Origin of the sequence: Bradyrhizobium glycinis (assembly GCF_016031655.1) — a bacterium.
GTDB classification, from domain to species: Bacteria; Pseudomonadota; Alphaproteobacteria; order Rhizobiales; family Xanthobacteraceae; genus Bradyrhizobium; species Bradyrhizobium glycinis.
The window spans coordinates 205,070-224,039 of the sequence record NZ_JACCHQ010000005.1; the positions used below are offsets into that span (position 1 = coordinate 205,070).

Consider the following 18,970-nt stretch of genomic DNA (forward strand, 5'->3'; position numbering starts at 1 on the left):
CCAAGGGGCGTCACAACGGTAAAGGACCATTCTGATGTCGAACACAGTTCTCGTGACCTCCGCGGCCGGCGGTACGCAGGGAAGGACAGGCAGGCATGTTGCGGAAATGCTGCTCGAACGCGGTGTCGGCGTCCGCGCCTTCGTACGCCAGCGCGACGAGCGGTCCGATCGCCTGAAGTCGCTCGGTGCTGACATCGTCGTCGGCGACTTCCTCGATGCGAGATCGGTCGACGCGGCCGTACAGGGCGTGTCATCGATCTATTTCGCCTATCCGGTTCAGGACGGGCTGGCGGATGCGACGGCTGCGATGGCGCTCGCAGCGCGCAGGCATGGCGTCTCCCGCCTTGTCAACCTCGTCATGTATCAATCCTCGCTCGATGCGCCCACGCCGCGAATGCGGCAGAACTACCTGTCCGAGCAGGTGTTCGAATGGGCCGGCGTCAGCCCGGTCCATATCCGCGCCACCGTCTTCTATGAAAACGTCGCGCGTCTCGTTGGGGCGAACCTGCCTGCGAAGGGAGCCATCCGGCTGCCGCTCGGGCACGAGAATACGCTTCTCCCACTGATCGCGGCCGAGGACGTCTCGCGGATCGCTGTCGGCCTGCTGACGGCGCCCGCGCTGGAGGCTGGAGCCGCCTATCCCGTGATCGGAAGCGTGATCTCCGTCCGCGATGTCGTCGAGACGTTTGCGCGCGTCCTCAAGAGAGACACGCACTACGAGGAGATCACCGACGAGCAGTGGCGAGACGAAGCGCTCGCGCGGGGCTGGAACGCGCACGCGGTCGAACATCTCTCCTCGCTCTGGAAGTCGCTGCGTGCTGCGAGTGCTACGGCGGAGGCAGCGCGCTTCAGCGCAAGCGACACGATCGAGACGATCGGTGGCGCCAAGCCGAAGACCTTCGAGCAATTCATCCGCGAGCGCGGGGCCGAACTGGCCTCGCCGGCGGTACGCGCAACGGCCTGACCGGAGGCAGAGCTCATGAACAGGCGTCAGTTGCTGACGGGGACAATGGGGGCGCTCGCATTTCGGGCGATGCCCGAGCTTCCTTCATCGAACGCATTCGCCGCAACTCCGGAACGAGATCGACAAATGAGCAAGACGACGCAACGGATCATCGCCTGCAACGGCATCCACATCAACATCGCCGAGCAAGGCGAGGGGCCGCTGGTGCTTCTGGTGCACGGCTTCCCGGAATCCTGGTATTCCTGGCGACGCCAGATCGACGATCTCGCGGCAGCCGGCTTCCGAGTCGTCGCGCCCGACATGCGTGGCTATGGCAAGAGCGATGCGCCGCAAGCGATCGATCAGTACACCATCCTTCACCTCGTGGGTGACATGGTCGGCATTCTCGATGCCCTGGGCGAATTGCATGCAGTCATCGTCGGTCATGATTGGGGCGCCAGCGTTGCCTGGCAGGCGGCGCTGACGCGGCCCGATCGGTTCAGGGCCGTCGCCGCACTGAGCGTCCCATTCCGTCCGCGTGGCAAGACGCTGCCGACCAGTCTTATGCCGCGGACCGAGGACGCCCAATTCTATCAGCTCTATTCCAGGAGCCGGGAAAGGCCGAGGCAGAGCTGGGACGCGATCCGCGCGCCACCATTCGCAACATGCTGTTCGGTGCGTCCGGGGATGGCGTCGCCGCCGCACGTGCAGCCGCCGCGGCGGGTGGATCTGTGCCGAACCTCGGCATGGTTCCGAAGGGCGGCGGATTCCTGCAAGGCCCCGGTGCGCCGGCAACGTTGCCGTCCTGGATCAACGAAGCCGACATCGATTTCTACGGAGAACAGTTCAAGCGCAGCGGCTTCCGGGGTGCACTGAACTATTACCGCAACATCGATCGCAATTGGGAGATCACCGGTGCGCTGTCCGGCCTGCAAGTAAACGTGCCGGCTCTTTATATCGCCGGCGACCGCGATTTCATCGTCGCCTTCCCGGGCACTGACCAATTGCTCGCGAACATGAAAGGCCTCGTCCCGGTCTGCGCGGGATCAGGATGCTTCCCGGTTGCGCCACTGGACCCAGCAGGAGCGGCCGAACGATATCAGTGCGGCGCTGATCGAATTCGTTCGTGCCTTGCCGAGCCGCTCGTGATGACCGGGCCGCCTCACGAATTGACGTGCACGAAATCCCTTAGCAGCGGATAGATCTCGTTATTCCAGCGCTTGCCGGAGAACACGCCGTAATGGCCGACGCCGGCCTGCATGTGGTGGACGCGGCGATAGGCGCGCACGCCGGTGCAGAGGTCCTGGGCGGCGAGCGTCTGACCGATCGAGCAGATGTCGTCCTTCTCGCCCTCGACCGTCATCAGCCCCATGCGGCTGACGGCCCTGGTGTTCACGGGGCGGCCGCGATGCATCAGCTTGCCTTGCGGCAGGAGGTGCTCCTGGAACACGTCGCGCACGGTCTCGATGTAGAACTCGGCCGGCAGGTCCATCACGGCGAAATATTCGTCGTAGAAAGTCTTGATGGTCGCGGCCTTCTCCTTCTCGCCCTTGGCGATGTGGTTGGCGAGGTCGAGATGCTGCTTGATGTGGCGCTCGAGATTCATCGAGACGAAGGCGGTGAGCTGCACGAAGCCGGGATAGACCTTGCGCAAGGCGCCGCGACACTGCACCGGCACGTAGTTGATCAGATTGCGCTCGAACCATTCGATCGGCTTGCTCTTGGCGAACTCGTTGACCCGGGTCGGCTGGATCCGCGTGTCGATCGGGCCGGCCATCAGCGTCAGCGTCGCCGGGCGCGAGGGATGGTTGTCCTCGCACATGATCGCGGCGGCCGCGAGCGCCGACACCGAGGGCTGGCAGATCGCCACCATGTGCGGGCGCGGCCCGAGTTGCCCGAGGAAATCGATCAGGTGCTCGGTGTAGTCGTCGAGCCCGAAGCGGCCCTCGCTGCGCGGGATGTCGCGCGGATTGTGCCAGTCGGTGATGTAGACGTCGTGGTCCTGCAGCAGCGTCTTCACGGTGCCGCGCAGCAGCGTCGCGAAGTGTCCGGACATCGGCGCCACCAACAGCATGCGCGGCTGCTCGGCCACGCCGTCCTTCTTGAAGTGCAGCAGCGAGCCGAATGGTGTCGCGTAGGCGATCTCCTCGCTGACCGCGACCTCGCGGTTGCCCACCATGACGCTGTCGATGCCGTAGGCGGGACGGTCATAGGTGAGGGTGGAGCGCGAGATCAGCTCCAGCGCGGCCGACAGCCGGCCGACCACCTGGTCCGATACGCCCTGAGGCACCAGGTTGAGGAATTTGAGCGCGGACGAAGCCCCCGCGCGCCATGGCGCCGTCAGGTCCATGTGGTTCTGAAAAGCCTGATAGTACATCGACATCATACTGAAATGCCCATCCGTCCCGTGCTGCTATGCAATAAGGACGCCAGACGGCGATCGGGCTCCGCGTAAAACTGGCACGTCGCTTGCTGTTCAGGCGGTGGAAGCACGAGGCCACGGGCAGGCCGGGCCGATGTCGGGACCAGGGAAAGGGTCATATGGCGAAGGCGACACTGACCATCAGCAGCAAGAACTACTCGTCCTGGTCGCTGCGTGGCTGGCTGCTGACGAAATTCTCCGGGCTCGACTTCGAGGAGATCGTGACCGCGCCGGACGATCCGTCGGCGCGTGCCGAAATCCTGCTGCTGTCGTCGTCGATCCTGGTGCCGTGCCTGCGGCACGAGGGCGCCGTGGTCTGGGACACGCTGGCCATTGCCGAATATCTCAACGAGGTCATGCCGGACGCCGGCCTGTTGCCGGCCGACCGCATCCAGCGCGCCCATTGCCGCTCGATCTCAGGCGAAATCCATTCCGGCTTCACCACGCTGCGCGCCTCGCTGCCGGTCAACCTGAAGGGACACTTTCCCGGCTTCAAGATCTGGTCGCGGGCGCAGGCCGATATCGATCGCGTCTGGTTCATCTGGCGCGACTGCCTGGAGAAATCGGGCGGTCCCTTCCTGTTCGGCGAGAAGCGCACCATGGCGGATGCGATGTACGCTCCCGTCGTGACGCGCTTCGTGACCTATGACGTCAAGCTCGCACCGCCGCTGAAGGCCTACGCCGACACCATCATGGCCATGCCCGAGATGCAGGAATGGATCGCGGCGGCGAAGGAGGAGCCGGCCGAGATCGAGGAGCTCGAGGTCGAATATTAGGCAGGCGTTGCACGGCCCTGCCTGTTTCGGGGGCGAGGGCCCTTCCGCTGCGACCGCAGCGCTATGCCTTTGCAACAATTAACCTTTGGTACCGATGACTGGCGCCTGCGATCCGGCCGGCTGCGCAGATATTGTGCGCGCCTGCCGAACCGCAGCGAGATCTAGTCGTGAACAGATGCGTACGGGGCGTTTCGGCTGATTCGGACGTGATTCGTTCGAGCCGCGTTCCGAAGGTTAAAGTGCAGCGCGGCCCCGTCGCATTTTGAAACAGACGCCGCCTTCAGGCGGCCCCGCGCTGCTTCACGCGCGGCAGGCGCCAGCCGATCACGGTTGCTTCCACCGCAATGCCGGCCTCGTGGTTCTGCCAGCGTCCCTCGACATAGCGGCAGGCGAACGGCAGTTGATATGTCCCGCTGTGATCTTCGCACAGCACTTCGAGCGGCAGGCCCGGCGGTGGTTCTCCGGCGCCGTCGAATTCCGCCAAACGTCTATCGCGCGTTGCCATTCCAAAAATCTCCCCTAAACAAAGCCGCGGAGAGCGCCCACTTCTTCCGCATGCGGTTCACTGCTCCCCGTCCAGGGAACGAGCCCAAGCTCAACGCGAGAATGCGGTACGAGTGTGGTAGCTTCACGCTGCAGCGCGCAAACAGCGCACATTGATGTGATCGACTGGCGAGGAACTTTCATGCTGCTTCGAAACGCCGGCATTTGTTTCGCGATGTTGCTGCTCGCCACGCTGGCGCCTCTGGCGGTGCACGCGCAGGACGTGCCCGGCATCGAGATCTGCACGGTCGAGAAGACCATGGAGCGCCGCACCAGCTGCCTCCAGAGCAATGTCGACTTCCTGCAGAAGACGATCACCAAGCTCACCCTCGATCATCAGCAGAAGCTGGATGCGGCGGGTCGCCAGATCGATGCGCTGAAGACGGCCATCGCCGGCCTGCACAAGACGCTTCTCGATCTTCAGGCCGCGCAGGCGAAGACCGCCGAGGATCTGAAGAAGAAGCAGGACGCGCCGCCGGCGAAGGACGCAACGAAATAAGTGCGCCGGTCACATCACGCGATAACGCTCCATCACGCCACGATCGGGCTCGTAGCCGAGCCCGGGTCCCGCCGGCACCGCGACATGGCCGCTTGCATCGACATCGGCGCGGCCGCCCCAGAGGCAGGCTTCGCGTTTCAGATAGAACATCTCGACCAGCCCGTCGTCGCGCGTTGCGAGCAGATGCAGCGTCGCCAGCAGGCCCGGACCAAAGTAAGGAGAGTGCGGGACGATCTTGATGCCGAGCCGATCGGCCAAGCCTGCGACCTTCAGGAATTCCGTGACGCCGCCGACCTTGATCACTGACGGCTGGGCGTGGCTGACCGCGCCCGCCTCCATCATCTGGCGGAATTGGTACTCGGTGCAGGCATTCTCGCCGGCGGCAATGCCGAGCCCGCTTTTGCTGCGCACCTCGGCCAGCGCGGCGAAGTCTTCCGGCGGCCAAACCGGCTCTTCCAGGAACATCGGCTGTGCGTCGCGGCATGTCGTCGCAAACGCGATCGCCTGCTCGGCCGTGAGGGGACAGTTCATGTCGACCATCAGCGGAATGCTCGGGCCGATCGCCGCGCGCGCGGCGAACACCGCAGGCGCCGTGGTCTCGTGCAGCTTGATCGCGCCATAGCCGAGCGCGAGCGCCTTCCTGCATTCGGCGGCGATATCGTCGGGCGAGCCGATCCGGAGTAGGCTCGCGTAAGCCGGTATAGCCGTGCGCCTGATCTCGCCCAGCAGGCGATGCACCGGCACGCCCGCGATCTTCGCGGCGAGGTCCCACAATGCGATATCGAGCCCGGAGATCGCGAACATGGTGATGCCGTAGCGGCCGAACAGATGCAGGTTGCGCTGGATCTGCTCCATGACGGCCGGAATGCCGGCCGCATCGGGCACCTTCAGCCCGCGGGCCTGCGGCGCGATCATCTCCTCGACCGCGCTGCGCGTGGTGCGCGGACAGACATAGGCGAAGGCATCGCCCCAGCCGGTCAGTCCGGCATCGGTCGTGACCTCGACCAGGACCATGTCGAGGGCTGTGATGGCGGAAGCACCCTGGCGGAAGCTCGCGACACCGGAATCATAGGGGATGCGGATATGGTGCGCCCGCACATCGGTGATTTCCATGATCCGGTTCCTCTTTCTGGTGAGCGGTTCTGACGAGTGTAGCCACGAACGCCGGGGCGTTGCCAGCTTGCATTGGCCGCCTATCCTCATGCGAAGGACAGCAATGCCGATCAAGCAGAGCGATAGAGACCGGCGGATCATCGCCGCGCTTCGAACGAGGGTCTGAACCACCATGAATCCAGCCCAGCGTGCGCTCTGGTACATCGAGAGCCATCTGGCCGAGCCGATGACGCTCGATGAGATCGCTGCGATCTCGGGCGTGTCGCGGTTCCACATCGTGCGTGCGTTTGCCGCAGCCGTAGGTCTGCCGGTGATGCGCTACGTGCGCGCGCGGCGGCTGACGGAGGCGGCGCGCAGTCTGGCAAAGGGCGCACCCGACATCCTGTCACTGGCGCTGGAGGCGGATTACGGCTCGCACGAAGCTTTCACCCGCGCGTTCCGCGACCAATTCGGCACCACGCCCGAAGCGGTGAGGGCGGCAGCGTGCACTGGCCAGCTCAGGCTACAGGAGCCGATCCTCATGGACTCCACCATGCTCGACCATCTTGCCCCGCCGCGTTTCGAGACCGCCAAGGCCTTCCTCGTCGCCGGTCCCGCCGAGCGCATCGCCTGCGACAACGGTGCCATGATCCCCGGTCTGTGGCACCGCTTCCATCAGGAGGTTGCCGACATTCCCGCGCGCGTGGGTCACGTCGCCTACGGCGTCTGCTGCAACGGCGATGATGCCGGCAATTTCGATTACATCGCCGGCGTCGAGGTCGCCGATTTCTCCGACCTGCCGCGCCGCTTCGGCCGCATCCGCATTCCGGAGCAGCGCTATGCGGTGTTCACGCACAAGGACCACGTCGCCTCGATCCGCCGCACCGTCAACACGATCTGGAATCAGTGGCTGCCGGCGTCCGGCCTAAAAGCCGCGGATGCGCCGAACTTCGAGCGCTATGACGAAAAATTCGATCCCGCGACCGGCCATGGCGGTTTCGAGATCTGGGTGCCAGTGCGGGAGTAAGCTGCAAGGCTGGCATACCATCCCGCTTGCTTGGCAAGCCCGGGTGACTTTGTCATAACCACAGGCAAATCTTGCGTGTGGGGCCCGTGCCGGACATCCCGTGCAAGCCATAACAAGCAGCCGGGAGGGTCCCACATGTCCAACGTCCGCGTTCTCGCCACCGACCTCGAATTTCCCGAAGGGCCGGTCGTGATGCCGGATGGCTCGGTCGTCCTCGTGGAGATCCGCGGCCAGCGCCTGACGCGCGTTTATCCCGACGGCCGCAAGGAGATCGTCGCGAAGGTTCCGGGCGGCCCAAATGGCGCCGCGCTCGGGCCCGACGGTAAGATCTACATCTGCAACAATGGCGGCTTCTCCTGGATCCCGGCCGGCAAGATGGTCATGCCGGGCCCGCAGCCGGACGATTATCTCGGCGGCGCGATCCAGCGCGTCGACCTGCAGTCCGGCAAGGTCGAGACCGTCGTGACCAAATGCGGCGCGCACGATCTGCGCGGGCCGAACGACCTCGTCTTCGACAAGCACGGCGGTCTCTGGTTCTCCGATCTCGGCAAGCGCCGCGCGCGCGACATGGACGTCGGCGGCATGTATTACCTCAAGCCCGGCATGAGCGAGATCGTCGAGGTCGTGCATGGCATCTTGCCGGCGAACGGCATCGGCCTGTCGCCGGACGAGACTACGGTCTACATTGCGGAAACGCCGACCGGGCGGCTCTGGGCCTATGAGCTCTCGGCGCCAGGTACGCTCAAGCCGCGCGATCCGATCTATCGCGGCGAGCGCGGCCAGCCGATCTGCGGCCTCGGCGGCTACCAGATGTTCGACTCGCTCGCGGTGGAAGCGAACGGCAATGTCTGCGTCGCCACGCTCGTCTCCGGCTGCATCTCGGTGATCGCGCCCGACGGCACCCTGGTGGAACAGGTCCCGACCGGCGACCGCGTCACCACCAATATCGCCTTCGGCGGCCCAGAGCTGAAGACAGCCTACGTCACGCTCTCGGGCAAGGGCGAGCTGATCGCGATGGACTGGCCGCGCGGCGGATTGCCGTTGAATTTTCTGAACAAGTGAATGTATCTGGACAATCCGTGCCAATACATCCGTCGTCATTCCGGGATGCGTGCGCCAGCACGTAGGCCCGGAATCCATAACCCCAGGCGGTGGTTATGGGTTCCGGGCTCGCGACTTCGTCGCGCCCCGGAATGACGGCAGTCATTATGGAGTGAGATATGCCCTGGCCCGACCCCATCACCCTGCGCGGACAGCACGCCCGTCTCGAGCCGCTGTCGCATGATCATCGCGAGGGGCTGGTCGAGGCTGTCAAGGACGGCGAGCTGTCGAAGCTGTGGTACACCGCGATCCCGCTGCCGGAGAACATGAGCAAGGAGATCGACCGCCGCTTGGGCCTGCAGGCGGCGGGCTCGATGCTGCCCTTCACCGTGTTCGACGCCGGCGGCCGGATCGTCGGCATGACCACTTACATGAACATCGATGCCACGAACCGCCGCGTCGAGATCGGCTCGACCTGGTATGGCAAGAGCGCGCAGCGCGGCCCGCTCAACACGCAGTGCAAGCTCCTGCTGCTGCGCCATGCCTTCGAGCCCCTGAATTGCATCGCGGTCGAGTTCCGAACGCATTTCTTCAACCACCAGAGCCGCCGCGCCATCGAACGCCTGGGCGCCAAGCAGGACGGCATCCTGCGCAGCCACCAGGTCGCGCCGAACGGCACGTTGCGCGATACTGTCGTGTACAGCATCACCGCCGCCGAATGGCCGACGGTGCAGGCGCATCTGGAATTTCAACTCAACGACAAGCCGCGCTAGGCGCGGCCGAGGAACCATGGATAGATTTGATTATGTGATCGTCGGCGCGGGCTCCGCCGGTTGCGTGCTCACCAGCCGGCTCAGCGAGGATCCCAACACCACCGTCTGCGTGCTCGAGGCGGGCCCTTCCGACTGGCATCCCTACATCCATCTGCCGGCCGGCTTCATCAAGACCTTCCATATGAAGAGCATCAACTGGGCCTATCAGCAGGAGCCGGGGCCGTGGACCGGCGGGCGCAGCATCTACGCGCCGCGCGGCAAGACGCTCGGCGGCTCGTCCTCGATCAACGGCCACATCTACAATCGCGGCCAGCGCATGGATTTCGACACCTGGGCGCAGATGGGCAATCGCGGCTGGGGCTATGCCGACGTGCTGCCCTATTTCCGCCGGCTGGAGAAGCGGATCGGCGAGGGCGAGGACACCTATCGCGGCCGCGACGGCAACCTCATCGTCACCACCATGAACTGGCGCGATCCGCTCTGCGAGGCCTTCATGGAAGGCGCGGTCTCGCTCGGCATTCCCCGCAACCCCGATTACAACGGCAAGACCCAGGAAGGCGTCTCCTACTGCCAGCGCACCATCAACAACGGCCTGCGCGTCTCCGGCGCCACCGCGTTCCTCAAGCCCGCGATGAAGCGGCCCAACGTGCATGTGCGCACCCATGCCCACGCGACCGAGATCATCTTCGAGGGCAAACGCGCGGTCGGCGTGCGCTACACCAAGGGCGGCCGCGGCGGCCAACCCGTCGAAGTGCGCGCGAACAAGGAGGTGATCCTCTCCGGCGGCAGCTATAATTCGCCGCAGCTCCTCCAGCTTTCCGGCATCGGCTCGCCGGATCTGCTGCAGCAGCACGGCATCGCCGTGCGTCACGCGCTGCCCGTGGGCGAGGGCCTGCAGGACCACTACGCCCCACGCACGGTGGCGCGCGTAAAAGACATCAAGACCATCAACGAGCTCCGCCGCGGCTGGCGTCTCTGGGTCGAAGCGGCGAAATGGGCGACCGCGCGCCGCGGCCTGCTGTCGCTGTCGCCGACCATGGTCTATTGCTTCTGGCATTCCGGCGAGAGCGCCGAGAGCTCCGACCTGCAGCTCACCTTCACCCCCGCGAGCTACAAGGAAGGCGTGCAGGGCCAGCTCGAGGACGAGCCCGGCATGACCGTGGCGTCCTGGCAGCAGCGCCCCGAGAGCCGCGGCTATGTCCGGATCCGCTCGAGCGATCCGTTCGCGCCGCCGATCATCCAGACCAATTATCTCGACGCCGAGCTCGACCGCCGCGTCATCGTCGGCGGCATGAAGCTGGCGCGCAAGCTTTTGAAGAGCGCGCCGCTGTCACCCTATTACGCCTACGAGGATTTCCCCGGCCCCAACGTCAACACCGACGACGAATTTTTGGCAGCCGCCACCCAGCGCGGCACCACCACCTTCCACCCCGGCTGCACCTGCCGCATGGGCCCGGCGGATTCGACGTGGGCCGTCGTCGACGACCAGCTCCGCGTCCACGGCCTCGAAGGCCTCCGCGTCATCGACGCCTCCGTGATGCCGCGCATGATCTCGGCGAATTTGAATGCGTCGACCATGATGATCGCCGACCGCGCCTCCGACCTGATCCGCGGCAAGCAGCCGCTGGAAGCCGCAAGGATTCCGGACGCCGCGGTGGCGTGAGGTTGTCTTCGCCTCTCCCCGCTTGCGGGGAGAGGCCGGATCGCATCATAGATGCGATCCGGGTGAGGGGGACTCTCCACGTGTCGGGAGGCAGCCGTTGGACACTGGTGCAATCGTTGAACGGCTGGAGGTCGAATGGGGTACGAACGGCTTCTTTGATGGCGTCCGCAACGGCGACTACGACGTCGTCCGCGGGCAAGCGGTCCTCGCGACCTTGCGCGCAATCAGCATTGGCGATGAAGATACGGTGCCAAAGCGCTTGCTATCGTTGCTCTGGTATCTGCCGTCCTTTCTGTCTTGGCAGACCGAACGGATAGTCGAGAAGGGCGGAGACCGAGCCGCCTACGAGCGTTTCGTGACTGAGGTTTTCAATACCCTGGAAGAAGTCCTCGGCGTGCCCCAAGGTTAGCTGCGTGTATTAGCGTAACCCGCCGCTTCTCTGAACGCCGAGACAAAAGAGGGAGGTTACGCTGGCGCTAATCCACCTTACCTTCCGCAAGCAACGAATGCACTTGGCCCGACTGCACCAGCTCCGTGGCCGCGCTTTCCATATTGGCTCGCGTTACGGCGCTTACGATGACGAGGTTGGGTTCAAAGAAGATTCCGCCCCGCGCGATCTCAACCTGAATTTCCTGACTGAGGCGCGCCTGATCATAGAAGTTGATCCGGTAGCGAACCCCTGACGCAATGATCCGGGCTTCGGAAAACCATCCCTTTGCTTCGACTTCCCAGCCGTAGTCTTCAAAGTCTGCGGGTAGCTCGAGATAGGAAGCTCGCACGTTGACTTCCTTTCGGGCCATTTGCACGGACTATGAGACGGCCCACCGCCACGCTATAAGGCGCCATTTAAGTTGTCAAAGAGCGCGATAATTTTGTTTGCTCCCGATCGAGACGAAGCGAGATGTTCTCGGCGTTGGCGGCCTTGGATGATCGAGCAGAACGATGAACTTTGATCATATTTGTTCGGCAATTGCGAGCACGGGCGTGCAAGCCGCCGTGCTGAGTGAAGCGGAGAGACGGAGCGCCGTGATCAGAGTGCTGGAGCGGCTTGGTGTCGACGTAACAGGCCGTGCGCCATGGGATAGAGCCTCATCCTCATCCGAAGGCAGACATAGGCCCGACGGTTGGGAGCTCATCCCGAAGTACGTGGGCATGAGCCGGTGTTTGATGTTTCTCGAAGGCGCCGGGTCGATCTGGAAACTCGCGTGCGGCGTGGACCTGCTTCGCGTTTTGGAGGATTGCCCGCCGTTCGAATTCTATGTCTGCGACGAGGAGGCGAGCTATCTCCTTTGCTGCAATCACCATGACTTCATCGTGGGCTGGGGGGCAGCGCTGCCATGGGTGGCACGATGCTGAATGTCGACGAAGAGATCCTGTTGAACCAATTGGCGCAGGAGATCGTAAGCTCTTCCGAGGGGGAGGCTTGGTTCGGCGCGCAGAGCGAGGACGACAAGCGCAGGCTGCTTCGTGGCTTGAACAACTTCATATTGCAGGCAAGACCCAAGCCCGAAGATGTGGCAGTCGCAATCGCGGAGTCGCAGCTGAAGCCGACGCTTACGCCGTATGTCTTGATCGCAATGCCCAATCTCCGGGTTCAATTGGCGAAGCTCGCGACGCTTCCGGAGTTTGAGCTGCCTCGCGCGTTTCGGCTCCTCATCAAGTTGCTCGCCGCTGCAGACGGCAGGCGGCGAAAGGAGCAGCCGCTGGATCTCATCAATCATTGGTGGCACAGGGACTTGAGCGACCCGGACGTCGTGAACGACATCAAGCGAACGCGTGGGACATGATTCGATTACGTGCCGCATGCTGGCTTGCAGTCTCGTCCGTTGCCGTCGGGCAAAACACCCTGAGGCCCGTCAACCCTTTCCAGGGTGGTAGGGTGGGTTAGCGTCAGCGTAACCCACCACTTCAGTTGACGCGGAGACAAGAGAGTTGGGTTACGCTGACGCTAACCCACCCTACGAGCTATTCATCACCGCACGCGGAGGATGGTCCTTAGCAATGAGCGAAAGTCCGAGTGATCTCAATGAGGCAGTTCCAGCCATACGAGCCGTGGACGCAATTCGCGCTTGGCCTGGTATGTATGTCGGCGATTTTCCGACCGGCGCGCTGCTAATGGCACGCCTCGTAGAGAGCTTAATCCTGCTGAATGTCGGACCTCTGAAGATCGAGGGCACGGGCGCCTGGTACTCCATATATGCGGATAGGGATTGGCTGGTGATGGAATCTGGAGCCGTTTCTCTCGACCCATTCCAGCGTTTGGTGCCGAGCGGTGGCCGGTTCTACGACAGGGCGGAGGTCATATTGACCGTACTCGCCGATGCTGTCGTAACATCTGACGAGACCGGAGTTACCTGGATCACCGGTGAACCCGGCAAATGGCCTCTGCCTGCGGATTTCGACTTGTCATTACCTCAAGCGAGGAGGCGGATCGTCGCCTTTCGCCACTCCGAGCTCGATCCTTCCCGGGCGCAGGTGTTGAGACGTGAGTAGACTAATGGTGACTCGTGTTGCCTGAGGAATTTGGGGGAGAGCTAGACTTTTTTGTTGGTGGAATGACGCGGACCTGACCCGTCGGGCAAAACACCCCGCACCCCGTCAACCCCTTCCAGCAAAAATATTCCACTTTACCGAAATTCGGAATTGCGGCATAAGTCGCGGCAGCCCGGCCCGACGAAGAGGGGCGGTTCGCGAGTCGTTCGAAACGCGGCCCGGGTTGCGATGGACGCGGCAGCGTCGGCACGAGATGGTAGCGGGCAGGGCGGGTAGTCCCTGTGAGTCCGCGGCCACGTGTAGACGGACGGCGCTGAACGCGTACGGCAAAACCGTGTGGTCCTGGCCGTCGTTGCTACGGTCAAGCCTTTCGAAGATGCGCGCGAGCCCAACCGGGCGGACGGCATCGTCAACTCGAACGGCGAGGGAGGCCAGAGGGAAAGTTCGGCTCCCGGGAGAGCACGGCATAAGCCGTCCGACCATCGCGCAGGGAAGGCCGTGTGTTCGGCACCACCTGTATGCTGCTGTGCGGTTTTCTGCGTGTGCTTTTTGCGCAGCAGACCGCGGGTGCCTGCCGGCACCCGGCCTTCCCTGCGCCCTCTTCTTCGGAGAGCGAGGAATGACGCAAAGCTCGGGCGGGATGAGCCGCGAGAATGCAAGCGTGCGTCTGCGATTTGAAGTGCAAGCTGAAAGAGCGAAGCCCGTGCCACATGCTCCGTCATTGCGAGCGCAGCGAAGCAATCCAGAGTCTTTCCGCGGAGGGATTCTGGATTGCTTCGCTGCGCTCGCAATGACGGGGGAGGGAGTGTGCGCGTTGCAGCGCGTCCGGGACACGAGTAGCTCACACTTCCCGTCGGCTCAAGAATGCCAGTCGCTCGAACAGATGCACGTCCTGCTCGTTCTTCAAGAGCGCGCCGTGCAGCGGCGGGATCAGTTTTCGCGGGTCGCGCTCGCGCAGCTGCTCGGCGCTCATGTCCTCGTTGAGCAGCAGCTTGAGCCAGTCGAGCAGCTCCGAGGTGGACGGCTTCTTCTTCAGGCCAGGCACCTCGCGCACCTCGAAGAAGATGCGCAAGGCTTCCTCGACCAGGCGCTTCTTGATGCCGGGGAAGTGGACGTCGACGATGCGGCCCATCGTGTCGGCGTCAGGGAACTTGATGTAGTGGAAGAAGCAGCGGCGCAGGAACGCGTCCGGCAGCTCCTTCTCGTTGTTGGAGGTGATCATCATGATCGGGCGCTGCTTGGCCTTGATCGTCTCGCCGGTCTCGTAGACATGGAATTCCATGCGGTCGAGCTCGAGCAAGAGATCGTTGGGGAATTCGATGTCGGCCTTGTCGATCTCGTCGATCAGCAGCACCGGGCGCTGCTCGCTGGTGAAGGCCTCCCACAGCTTGCCGCGCTTGATGTAGTTTCTGATGTCGGACACGCGCTCATCGCCGAGCTGGCTGTCGCGCAGGCGCGACACCGCGTCGTATTCGTAGAGGCCCTGCTGCGCCTTGGTGGTGGATTTGATGTGCCAGGTCAGAAGCGGCGCGTTCAGCGCCTTTGCGACTTCCTCCGCCAGCACCGTCTTGCCGGTGCCCGGCTCGCCCTTCACCAGCAGCGGGCGCTCGAGCACGATCGAAGCGTTGACGGCGACCTTGAGGTCATCGGTCGCAACATAGTCCTTGGTGCCGGTAAATTTCATCGCGCGTCCTTGTTGGTCGTCGTTGCGGGGATTGCCAATTGCATCGCCCCGGTCGCGACATGGGAACGGCCGCGCAGGGCGGCCGTTCCTGGTTCGGTCAGGCTTCAGACCCGTCTTATCAGCGAAAGGATGACGAGCACAATCACCGCGCCGATGGTGGCGTCCACGATGGCGCCGATTGTGCCGGTAGCGAGCTGGATGTGCAGCTGCGGCAGCACCCAGCTCGCGACCAGCGCGCCGATGATGCCGACGACGATGTTGCCGACCAAGCCAAATCCCGCCCCGTGGACAATCTTGCCGGCCAGCCAGCCGGCGATCGCGCCGATGATGAGCGCTGCGACAATTCCCATTGCAAACGTCCCCAAACAACCCCGTGAGGCCCGCAATTCTAGAGCAAAAAGCCTGCCGGTCCAGCGTTCCGCAGCGGTCTCCGCCCCTTGACGCCAGCCACCCGACGGGCAATCTGTCAGCCATGTTCCTGCAATTCTTCACCTCTCTGCGTGATGCGCAGGTCCCTGTGACGCTGCGTGAATACCTCACGCTGATGGAGGCGCTCGACGCCGACCTTGCCGACTACACGGTCGAGAATTTCTATTACCTGTCGCGCGCCTCGCTGGTGAAGGACGAGCGCAATCTCGACAAGTTCGACCGCGTCTTCGGCACCGTCTTCAAGGGGCTGGAAAGCCTGCTCGACGCCATGGAGAAGGCGGAGATTCCCGAGGAGTGGCTGAAGAAGCTCGCCGAGAAATACCTCACCGAGGAAGAGAAGAAGCAGATCGAGGCCATGGGCTGGGACAAGCTCATGGAGACCTTGAAGAAGCGCCTCGAGGAGCAGAAGGGCCGGCACCAGGGCGGTTCGAAATGGATCGGCACCGCCGGCACCTCGCCGTTCGGCGCGCACGGCTATAACCCCGAAGGCGTGCGTATCGGCCAGGAGAAGAACCGCAACAACCGCGCCGTGAAGGTGTGGGACAAGCGCGAGTTCAAGGATTTGGACGGCAATGTCGAGCTCGGCATTCGCAACATCAAGGTGGCGCTGCGGCGCCTGCGCAAATTCGCGCGCACCGGCGCGCCCGACGAGCTCGATCTCGACACCACCATCCGCGAGACCGCCAATCACGGCTATCTCGACGTGCACATGCGCCCCGAGCGGCGCAATGCGGTGAAGCTCCTGGTGTTCTTCGACATCGGCGGCTCGATGGATGCGCATATCGAGCAGGTCGAGGAGCTGTTCTCGGCGGCCAAGAGCGAATTCAAGCACATGGAGTATTTCTACTTCCACAATTGCCTCTATGAGGGCGTGTGGAAGCAGAACAAGCGCCGTTTCACCGACCGAACGCCGACCTGGGACGTGCTGCACAAATACCCGCACGACTACAAGGTCGTGTTCGTCGGCGACGCCTCGATGTCGCCTTATGAGATCATGGTGCCCGGCGGCTCGGTCGAGCACGTCAACGAGGAGCCGGGCTCGGTCTGGCTCGACCGCATCATCCGCACCTATCCGCACACCGTGTGGCTGAACCCGGTGCAGCAGAAGCACTGGGACTATTCGGAATCCACCACCATCATCAAGCGCATCTTCGCGAACCGGATGTATCCGATCACGATCGAGGGGCTGGAAGCTGCGATGAAGGAATTGACGCACTAGCTCCCGCCGTCATTCCGGGGCGATGCGAAGCATCGAGCCCGGAATCCATCGGGCCGCAGCGCGTGTAGAGAAATGGATTCCGGGTTCGCGATGCGCGCGCCCCGGAATGACAAGAGGGAGAACCATATGCCCCAGACCATCACCCGCGGCATCAAGGCGCTGATCGACGAGGCCAATGCCGAGATCGAGACGCTCTCCGCAAAGGACGCGATCGAGATCTCCAAGAACGGCGACGTCGTCATCGTCGACATCCGCGACCCCCGCGAGATCGAACGCGACGGCCGCATCCCCGGCGCCTTCGCCTGCACGCGCGGCATGCTCGAATTCTGGATCGATCCGCAGAGCCCCTACGCCAAGCCGATCTTTCAGGAGGACAAGAAGTTCGTGTTCCATTGCGCGGGGGGCCTGCGCTCCGCGCTCGCGGCCAAGACCGCGCAGGACATGGGCCTCAAGCCCGTCGCCCACATCGCCGGCGGCTACGCCGCCTGGCGCGACGCCGGCGGGCCCACGGAGAAGTGGGAGCCGAAGAAGAAGGGGTGAACTTGTCACACGCGGGCTTGACCCGCGTGTCCATCATCTCAAGAAAGATGGATGGCCGGGTCAAGCTCGGCCATGACGACTGGAGAGTACAGACGCATGACCGCCACCGACCCCCTCGTCTCCACCGAATGGCTCGCCGCGCACATGGACGATGCCAACGTCAAGATCCTCGACGCCAGCTTCAAGCTGCCGGGCGTGCTGCCGCTGCCGAAGGACGATTATCTCGCCGCGCATCTGCCGGGCGCCGTGTTCTTCGACGTCGATGCGGTGTCGGACCATTCCAACCCGTTGCCGCACATGTTTCCGAGCGCCGAGCAGTTCGGCCGCGACGTCGGCAATCTCGGCATCGGAAACAGCGACACCGTCGTGCTCTACGATGCCGGCGGCTGGGTCGCAGCGCCGCGTGCGTGGTGGATGTTCCTGTCCTACGGCCACAGCAATGTGCGCATCCTCAATGGCGGTTTGAAGAAGTGGCGCGCCGAGGGACGCGCGACCGAGAGCGGCGAGGTCAAGCCGAAGCCTGCGACCTTCACGGCGAGCTATGATGCAAACCGCGTGCGCAGCATGCAGCAGCTGATCGCCAACCTCGAAAGCCGCAAGGAGCAGGTGATCGACGCGCGCGCAGCCGATCGCTTCGAAGGCCGCGCGCCCGAGCCGCGGCCGGGCATCCGCTCCGGCCACATCCCCGGCGCCCGCAACGTACCCTACAATCTGCTGTTCGACGCCGCGACCGGCGAGATGAAGCCGCTCGACGAACTCCGCGCCGCCTTCACGAACGCCGGCGTCAAGCTCGATGCGCCGATCGTGACGAGCTGCGGCTCCGGCGTCTCTGCCGGCGTGCTGACGCTCGCGCTCTACCGCCTCGGCATCACCGACACCGCGCTCTATGACGGCTCGTGGTCGGAATGGGGTCAGGCCGGCGGCCCGGCCATCGCGACCGGCCCGGCGTGAGGTTGTCGAAGTGAAGAGTCAGCGCGTGCGTGCGGTCGTTGTTGTCGCGAAAGCCGGCTGCTGCTGACCGAACGGATCGAGCTGCTGCTGCAGCGGCTGAGGCGGCGGGCGCCGCACCACGCGGTGGCGCTTCTTGGCCTTCGCCTTGCGCTTGGTCGCCTTGCTGTCCGACTTGCTGCTCTCGGCCTTGCTGTTCTCCGTCCTGGCCTTCGCCGGCGCATCCGTCGTGGCCGTGGCAGCGTTCAGCGCGGCGAGCCTTGCGGAGGCGACATCGAGCGCCGCGGCGGCGAGGGCGGGGTCAGCCGGTCCCGGCTCGCCGGCGGTTGCGGCAGGCTCGGCATCGGGAATCGCGGCCCTGGTGTCGGCGGGGGTCAGTGTATCGGTGGCAGCCGGCGCTGCGGCCGCCACGGTCGGTTCGGGCTGGACTGGTTCGGGCTTCGCTGGTTCGATGGCCGGCACTTCAGCCAGGGGCGCGGCGGCCTCAGGCTGGACTTCGGTCTCGGTCGTGAGTGCGGCAACCTGTTCGGGCTCGCTCATGGGCAGAGCGATGGTGGGCACCTGGTCGCGGAGCGATGGCGTGGTCTCGGCGGGCGGCTCCGGTTCGGCCCGCAGCACCGCAAGCGCCGGCTGGGCCGGCTCGGGCACGAACACCTGCTCCTGCGGCCCGCTCCGCCAGCCGGGGTTGCTGACATATTGCTGATGGGTCGCCCGCAGCAGCGCGGCGGCCCCTAGGCCGAACACCAGGATGGAGGTTGACAGCAGGATCGCGGCAAACAGGAAGCGAAAGCCGGGAAGCATCGAACGGTTGCGAATTTCCGCCCCGGCGGCGGAATGGCCGGGGCCCAAGAGCCATCTGAACGCGGTGACGGTACTGC

The 18,970-nt window shown here is 64.1% G+C and carries 23 protein-coding genes; 16 read left to right on the forward strand and 7 right to left on the reverse strand.

Annotated elements, in window-relative coordinates; all coding sequences use genetic code 11:
- Positions 1-34: 34 nt before the first annotated feature.
- From HZZ16_RS11045 to HZZ16_RS38115, 3 genes are all read left to right on the forward strand, one after another.
- Positions 35-964, forward strand: a complete 930-nt coding sequence (locus HZZ16_RS11045) for an NmrA family NAD(P)-binding protein (RefSeq protein WP_197948482.1) — start codon at positions 35-37, stop codon at positions 962-964.
- Positions 965-1,090: 126 nt separating this feature from the next.
- Complete coding sequence (locus tag HZZ16_RS38270; RefSeq protein WP_376707563.1) at positions 1,091-1,819, forward strand: alpha/beta fold hydrolase; 729 nt, start codon at positions 1,091-1,093, stop codon at positions 1,817-1,819.
- Entirely contained in the window at positions 1,741-2,145 is a 405-nt protein-coding gene (locus HZZ16_RS38115; RefSeq protein WP_376707561.1) for a hypothetical protein, read from the forward strand. Before HZZ16_RS38270 ends, HZZ16_RS38115 begins: the two co-directional genes overlap by 79 nt.
- Here the strand turns inward: HZZ16_RS38115 and HZZ16_RS11055 are convergent.
- On the reverse strand, positions 2,106-3,329 hold the full coding sequence (locus HZZ16_RS11055; protein ID WP_197948483.1) for a polyhydroxyalkanoate depolymerase: 1,224 nt from the start codon (positions 3,327-3,329) through the stop codon (positions 2,106-2,108). The genes HZZ16_RS38115 and HZZ16_RS11055 overlap by 40 nt on opposite strands.
- Before the next feature lie 155 nt (positions 3,330-3,484).
- On the opposite strand from HZZ16_RS11055, the gene HZZ16_RS11060 reads away from it, so the two are divergent.
- Positions 3,485-4,141, forward strand: coding sequence for a glutathione S-transferase family protein (locus HZZ16_RS11060; RefSeq protein ID WP_197948484.1), 657 nt, complete (start codon positions 3,485-3,487; stop codon positions 4,139-4,141).
- A 280-nt stretch (positions 4,142-4,421) separates the two neighbouring features.
- Here the strand turns inward: HZZ16_RS11060 and HZZ16_RS11065 are convergent, their stop codons facing one another.
- A complete protein-coding gene (locus tag HZZ16_RS11065) occupies positions 4,422-4,646 on the reverse strand; it encodes a hypothetical protein (protein ID WP_024339451.1) in 225 nt (74 codons plus the stop codon).
- 180 nt (positions 4,647-4,826) lie between these two features.
- Between HZZ16_RS11065 and HZZ16_RS11070 the strand changes: the two genes are divergently transcribed.
- A complete protein-coding gene (locus HZZ16_RS11070; RefSeq protein ID WP_197948485.1) occupies positions 4,827-5,183 on the forward strand; it encodes a hypothetical protein in 357 nt (118 codons plus the stop codon).
- A gap of 9 nt (positions 5,184-5,192) precedes the next feature.
- On the opposite strand, the gene HZZ16_RS11075 is transcribed toward HZZ16_RS11070, so the two are convergent.
- Complete coding sequence (locus tag HZZ16_RS11075; RefSeq protein ID WP_197948486.1) at positions 5,193-6,296, reverse strand: mandelate racemase/muconate lactonizing enzyme family protein; 1,104 nt, start codon at positions 6,294-6,296, stop codon at positions 5,193-5,195.
- Between the two features lie 172 nt (positions 6,297-6,468).
- Between HZZ16_RS11075 and HZZ16_RS11080 the strand changes: the two genes are divergently transcribed.
- From HZZ16_RS11080 to HZZ16_RS11100, 5 genes are all read left to right on the forward strand, one after another.
- Positions 6,469-7,302 (forward strand): AraC family transcriptional regulator, encoded by an 834-nt coding sequence (locus tag HZZ16_RS11080; RefSeq protein WP_197948487.1) that lies wholly within the window; start codon positions 6,469-6,471, stop codon positions 7,300-7,302.
- Between the two features lie 135 nt (positions 7,303-7,437).
- On the forward strand, positions 7,438-8,364 hold the full coding sequence (locus HZZ16_RS11085; RefSeq protein WP_197948488.1) for an SMP-30/gluconolactonase/LRE family protein: 927 nt from the start codon (positions 7,438-7,440) through the stop codon (positions 8,362-8,364).
- 158 nt (positions 8,365-8,522) lie between these two features.
- Positions 8,523-9,116: a GNAT family N-acetyltransferase gene (locus HZZ16_RS11090; RefSeq protein ID WP_197948489.1), complete on the forward strand. Its 594-nt coding sequence runs from the start codon at positions 8,523-8,525 to the stop codon at positions 9,114-9,116.
- 16 nt (positions 9,117-9,132) lie between these two features.
- The gene (locus HZZ16_RS11095) at positions 9,133-10,779 is read left to right on the forward strand and encodes a GMC family oxidoreductase (RefSeq protein ID WP_197948490.1); all 1,647 of its coding nucleotides are present in this window, start codon (positions 9,133-9,135) and stop codon (positions 10,777-10,779) included.
- Between the two features lie 97 nt (positions 10,780-10,876).
- On the forward strand, positions 10,877-11,188 hold the full coding sequence (locus HZZ16_RS11100; RefSeq protein ID WP_197948491.1) for a hypothetical protein: 312 nt from the start codon (positions 10,877-10,879) through the stop codon (positions 11,186-11,188).
- Between the two features lie 67 nt (positions 11,189-11,255).
- Here HZZ16_RS11100 and HZZ16_RS11105 read toward each other — a convergent pair whose 3' ends face one another.
- Positions 11,256-11,558, reverse strand: a complete 303-nt coding sequence (locus HZZ16_RS11105) for a hypothetical protein (RefSeq protein ID WP_197948492.1) — start codon at positions 11,556-11,558, stop codon at positions 11,256-11,258.
- A 163-nt stretch (positions 11,559-11,721) separates the two neighbouring features.
- Between HZZ16_RS11105 and HZZ16_RS11110 the strand changes: the two genes are divergently transcribed.
- The 3 genes from HZZ16_RS11110 to HZZ16_RS11120 all read left to right on the forward strand — a co-directional run bounded on the left by HZZ16_RS11110 (position 11,722) and on the right by HZZ16_RS11120 (position 13,272).
- Positions 11,722-12,135: a hypothetical protein gene (locus tag HZZ16_RS11110; protein WP_197948493.1), complete on the forward strand. Its 414-nt coding sequence runs from the start codon at positions 11,722-11,724 to the stop codon at positions 12,133-12,135.
- Positions 12,129-12,566: a DUF5958 family protein gene (locus HZZ16_RS11115; RefSeq protein ID WP_197948494.1), complete on the forward strand. Its 438-nt coding sequence runs from the start codon at positions 12,129-12,131 to the stop codon at positions 12,564-12,566. Before HZZ16_RS11110 ends, HZZ16_RS11115 begins: the two co-directional genes overlap by 7 nt.
- Before the next feature lie 214 nt (positions 12,567-12,780).
- Positions 12,781-13,272 carry a hypothetical protein gene (locus HZZ16_RS11120; RefSeq protein ID WP_197948495.1) on the forward strand — a complete coding sequence of 164 codons (492 nt, stop codon included), beginning with the start codon at positions 12,781-12,783 and terminating at the stop codon, positions 13,270-13,272.
- A gap of 841 nt (positions 13,273-14,113) precedes the next feature.
- On the opposite strand, the gene HZZ16_RS11125 is transcribed toward HZZ16_RS11120, so the two are convergent.
- Positions 14,114-14,956, reverse strand: a complete 843-nt coding sequence (locus HZZ16_RS11125) for an AAA family ATPase (protein WP_197948496.1) — start codon at positions 14,954-14,956, stop codon at positions 14,114-14,116.
- Positions 14,957-15,060: 104 nt separating this feature from the next.
- Positions 15,061-15,306, reverse strand: coding sequence for a GlsB/YeaQ/YmgE family stress response membrane protein (locus tag HZZ16_RS11130; RefSeq protein WP_172786788.1), 246 nt, complete (start codon positions 15,304-15,306; stop codon positions 15,061-15,063).
- A gap of 122 nt (positions 15,307-15,428) precedes the next feature.
- Between HZZ16_RS11130 and HZZ16_RS11135 the strand changes: the two genes are divergently transcribed.
- The 3 genes from HZZ16_RS11135 (at position 15,429) to sseA (ending at position 18,095) form a co-directional block, all read left to right on the forward strand.
- Entirely contained in the window at positions 15,429-16,604 is a 1,176-nt protein-coding gene (locus tag HZZ16_RS11135) for a vWA domain-containing protein (protein ID WP_036013185.1), read from the forward strand.
- A gap of 126 nt (positions 16,605-16,730) precedes the next feature.
- Positions 16,731-17,144 (forward strand): rhodanese-like domain-containing protein, encoded by a 414-nt coding sequence (locus HZZ16_RS11140; RefSeq protein ID WP_024339461.1) that lies wholly within the window; start codon positions 16,731-16,733, stop codon positions 17,142-17,144.
- Between the two features lie 96 nt (positions 17,145-17,240).
- On the forward strand, positions 17,241-18,095 hold the full coding sequence (gene sseA, locus HZZ16_RS11145) for a 3-mercaptopyruvate sulfurtransferase (RefSeq protein WP_197948497.1): 855 nt from the start codon (positions 17,241-17,243) through the stop codon (positions 18,093-18,095).
- An 18-nt stretch (positions 18,096-18,113) separates the two neighbouring features.
- Here the strand turns inward: sseA and HZZ16_RS11150 are convergent, their stop codons facing one another.
- Complete coding sequence (locus tag HZZ16_RS11150) at positions 18,114-18,893, reverse strand: hypothetical protein (RefSeq protein ID WP_197948498.1); 780 nt, start codon at positions 18,891-18,893, stop codon at positions 18,114-18,116.
- Positions 18,894-18,970: the final 77 nt, after the last annotated feature.

Coding starts and splice junctions, on each gene's coding strand:
- HZZ16_RS11115 (WP_197948494.1), top strand. CDS start 12,129: ATGCTGAATGTCGACGAAGAGATCCTGTTGAACCAATTGGCGCAGGAG.
- HZZ16_RS11130 (WP_172786788.1), bottom strand. CDS start 15,306: ATGGGAATTGTCGCAGCGCTCATCATCGGCGCGATCGCCGGCTGGCTG.
- HZZ16_RS11080 (WP_197948487.1), top strand. CDS start 6,469: ATGAATCCAGCCCAGCGTGCGCTCTGGTACATCGAGAGCCATCTGGCC.
- HZZ16_RS11120 (WP_197948495.1), top strand. CDS start 12,781: ATGAGCGAAAGTCCGAGTGATCTCAATGAGGCAGTTCCAGCCATACGA.
- HZZ16_RS11090 (WP_197948489.1), top strand. CDS start 8,523: ATGCCCTGGCCCGACCCCATCACCCTGCGCGGACAGCACGCCCGTCTC.
- HZZ16_RS11125 (WP_197948496.1), bottom strand. CDS start 14,956: ATGAAATTTACCGGCACCAAGGACTATGTTGCGACCGATGACCTCAAG.
- HZZ16_RS11095 (WP_197948490.1), top strand. CDS start 9,133: ATGGATAGATTTGATTATGTGATCGTCGGCGCGGGCTCCGCCGGTTGC.
- HZZ16_RS11085 (WP_197948488.1), top strand. CDS start 7,438: ATGTCCAACGTCCGCGTTCTCGCCACCGACCTCGAATTTCCCGAAGGG.
- HZZ16_RS11055 (WP_197948483.1), bottom strand. CDS start 3,329: ATGATGTCGATGTACTATCAGGCTTTTCAGAACCACATGGACCTGACG.
- HZZ16_RS11045 (WP_197948482.1), top strand. CDS start 35: ATGTCGAACACAGTTCTCGTGACCTCCGCGGCCGGCGGTACGCAGGGA.
- HZZ16_RS38270 (WP_376707563.1), top strand. CDS start 1,091: ATGAGCAAGACGACGCAACGGATCATCGCCTGCAACGGCATCCACATC.
- HZZ16_RS11075 (WP_197948486.1), bottom strand. CDS start 6,296: ATGGAAATCACCGATGTGCGGGCGCACCATATCCGCATCCCCTATGAT.
- HZZ16_RS11070 (WP_197948485.1), top strand. CDS start 4,827: ATGCTGCTTCGAAACGCCGGCATTTGTTTCGCGATGTTGCTGCTCGCC.
- HZZ16_RS11110 (WP_197948493.1), top strand. CDS start 11,722: ATGAACTTTGATCATATTTGTTCGGCAATTGCGAGCACGGGCGTGCAA.
- HZZ16_RS11135 (WP_036013185.1), top strand. CDS start 15,429: ATGTTCCTGCAATTCTTCACCTCTCTGCGTGATGCGCAGGTCCCTGTG.
- HZZ16_RS11140 (WP_024339461.1), top strand. CDS start 16,731: ATGCCCCAGACCATCACCCGCGGCATCAAGGCGCTGATCGACGAGGCC.
- sseA (WP_197948497.1), top strand. CDS start 17,241: ATGACCGCCACCGACCCCCTCGTCTCCACCGAATGGCTCGCCGCGCAC.
- HZZ16_RS11060 (WP_197948484.1), top strand. CDS start 3,485: ATGGCGAAGGCGACACTGACCATCAGCAGCAAGAACTACTCGTCCTGG.
- HZZ16_RS11150 (WP_197948498.1), bottom strand. CDS start 18,893: ATGCTTCCCGGCTTTCGCTTCCTGTTTGCCGCGATCCTGCTGTCAACC.
- HZZ16_RS11065 (WP_024339451.1), bottom strand. CDS start 4,646: ATGGCAACGCGCGATAGACGTTTGGCGGAATTCGACGGCGCCGGAGAA.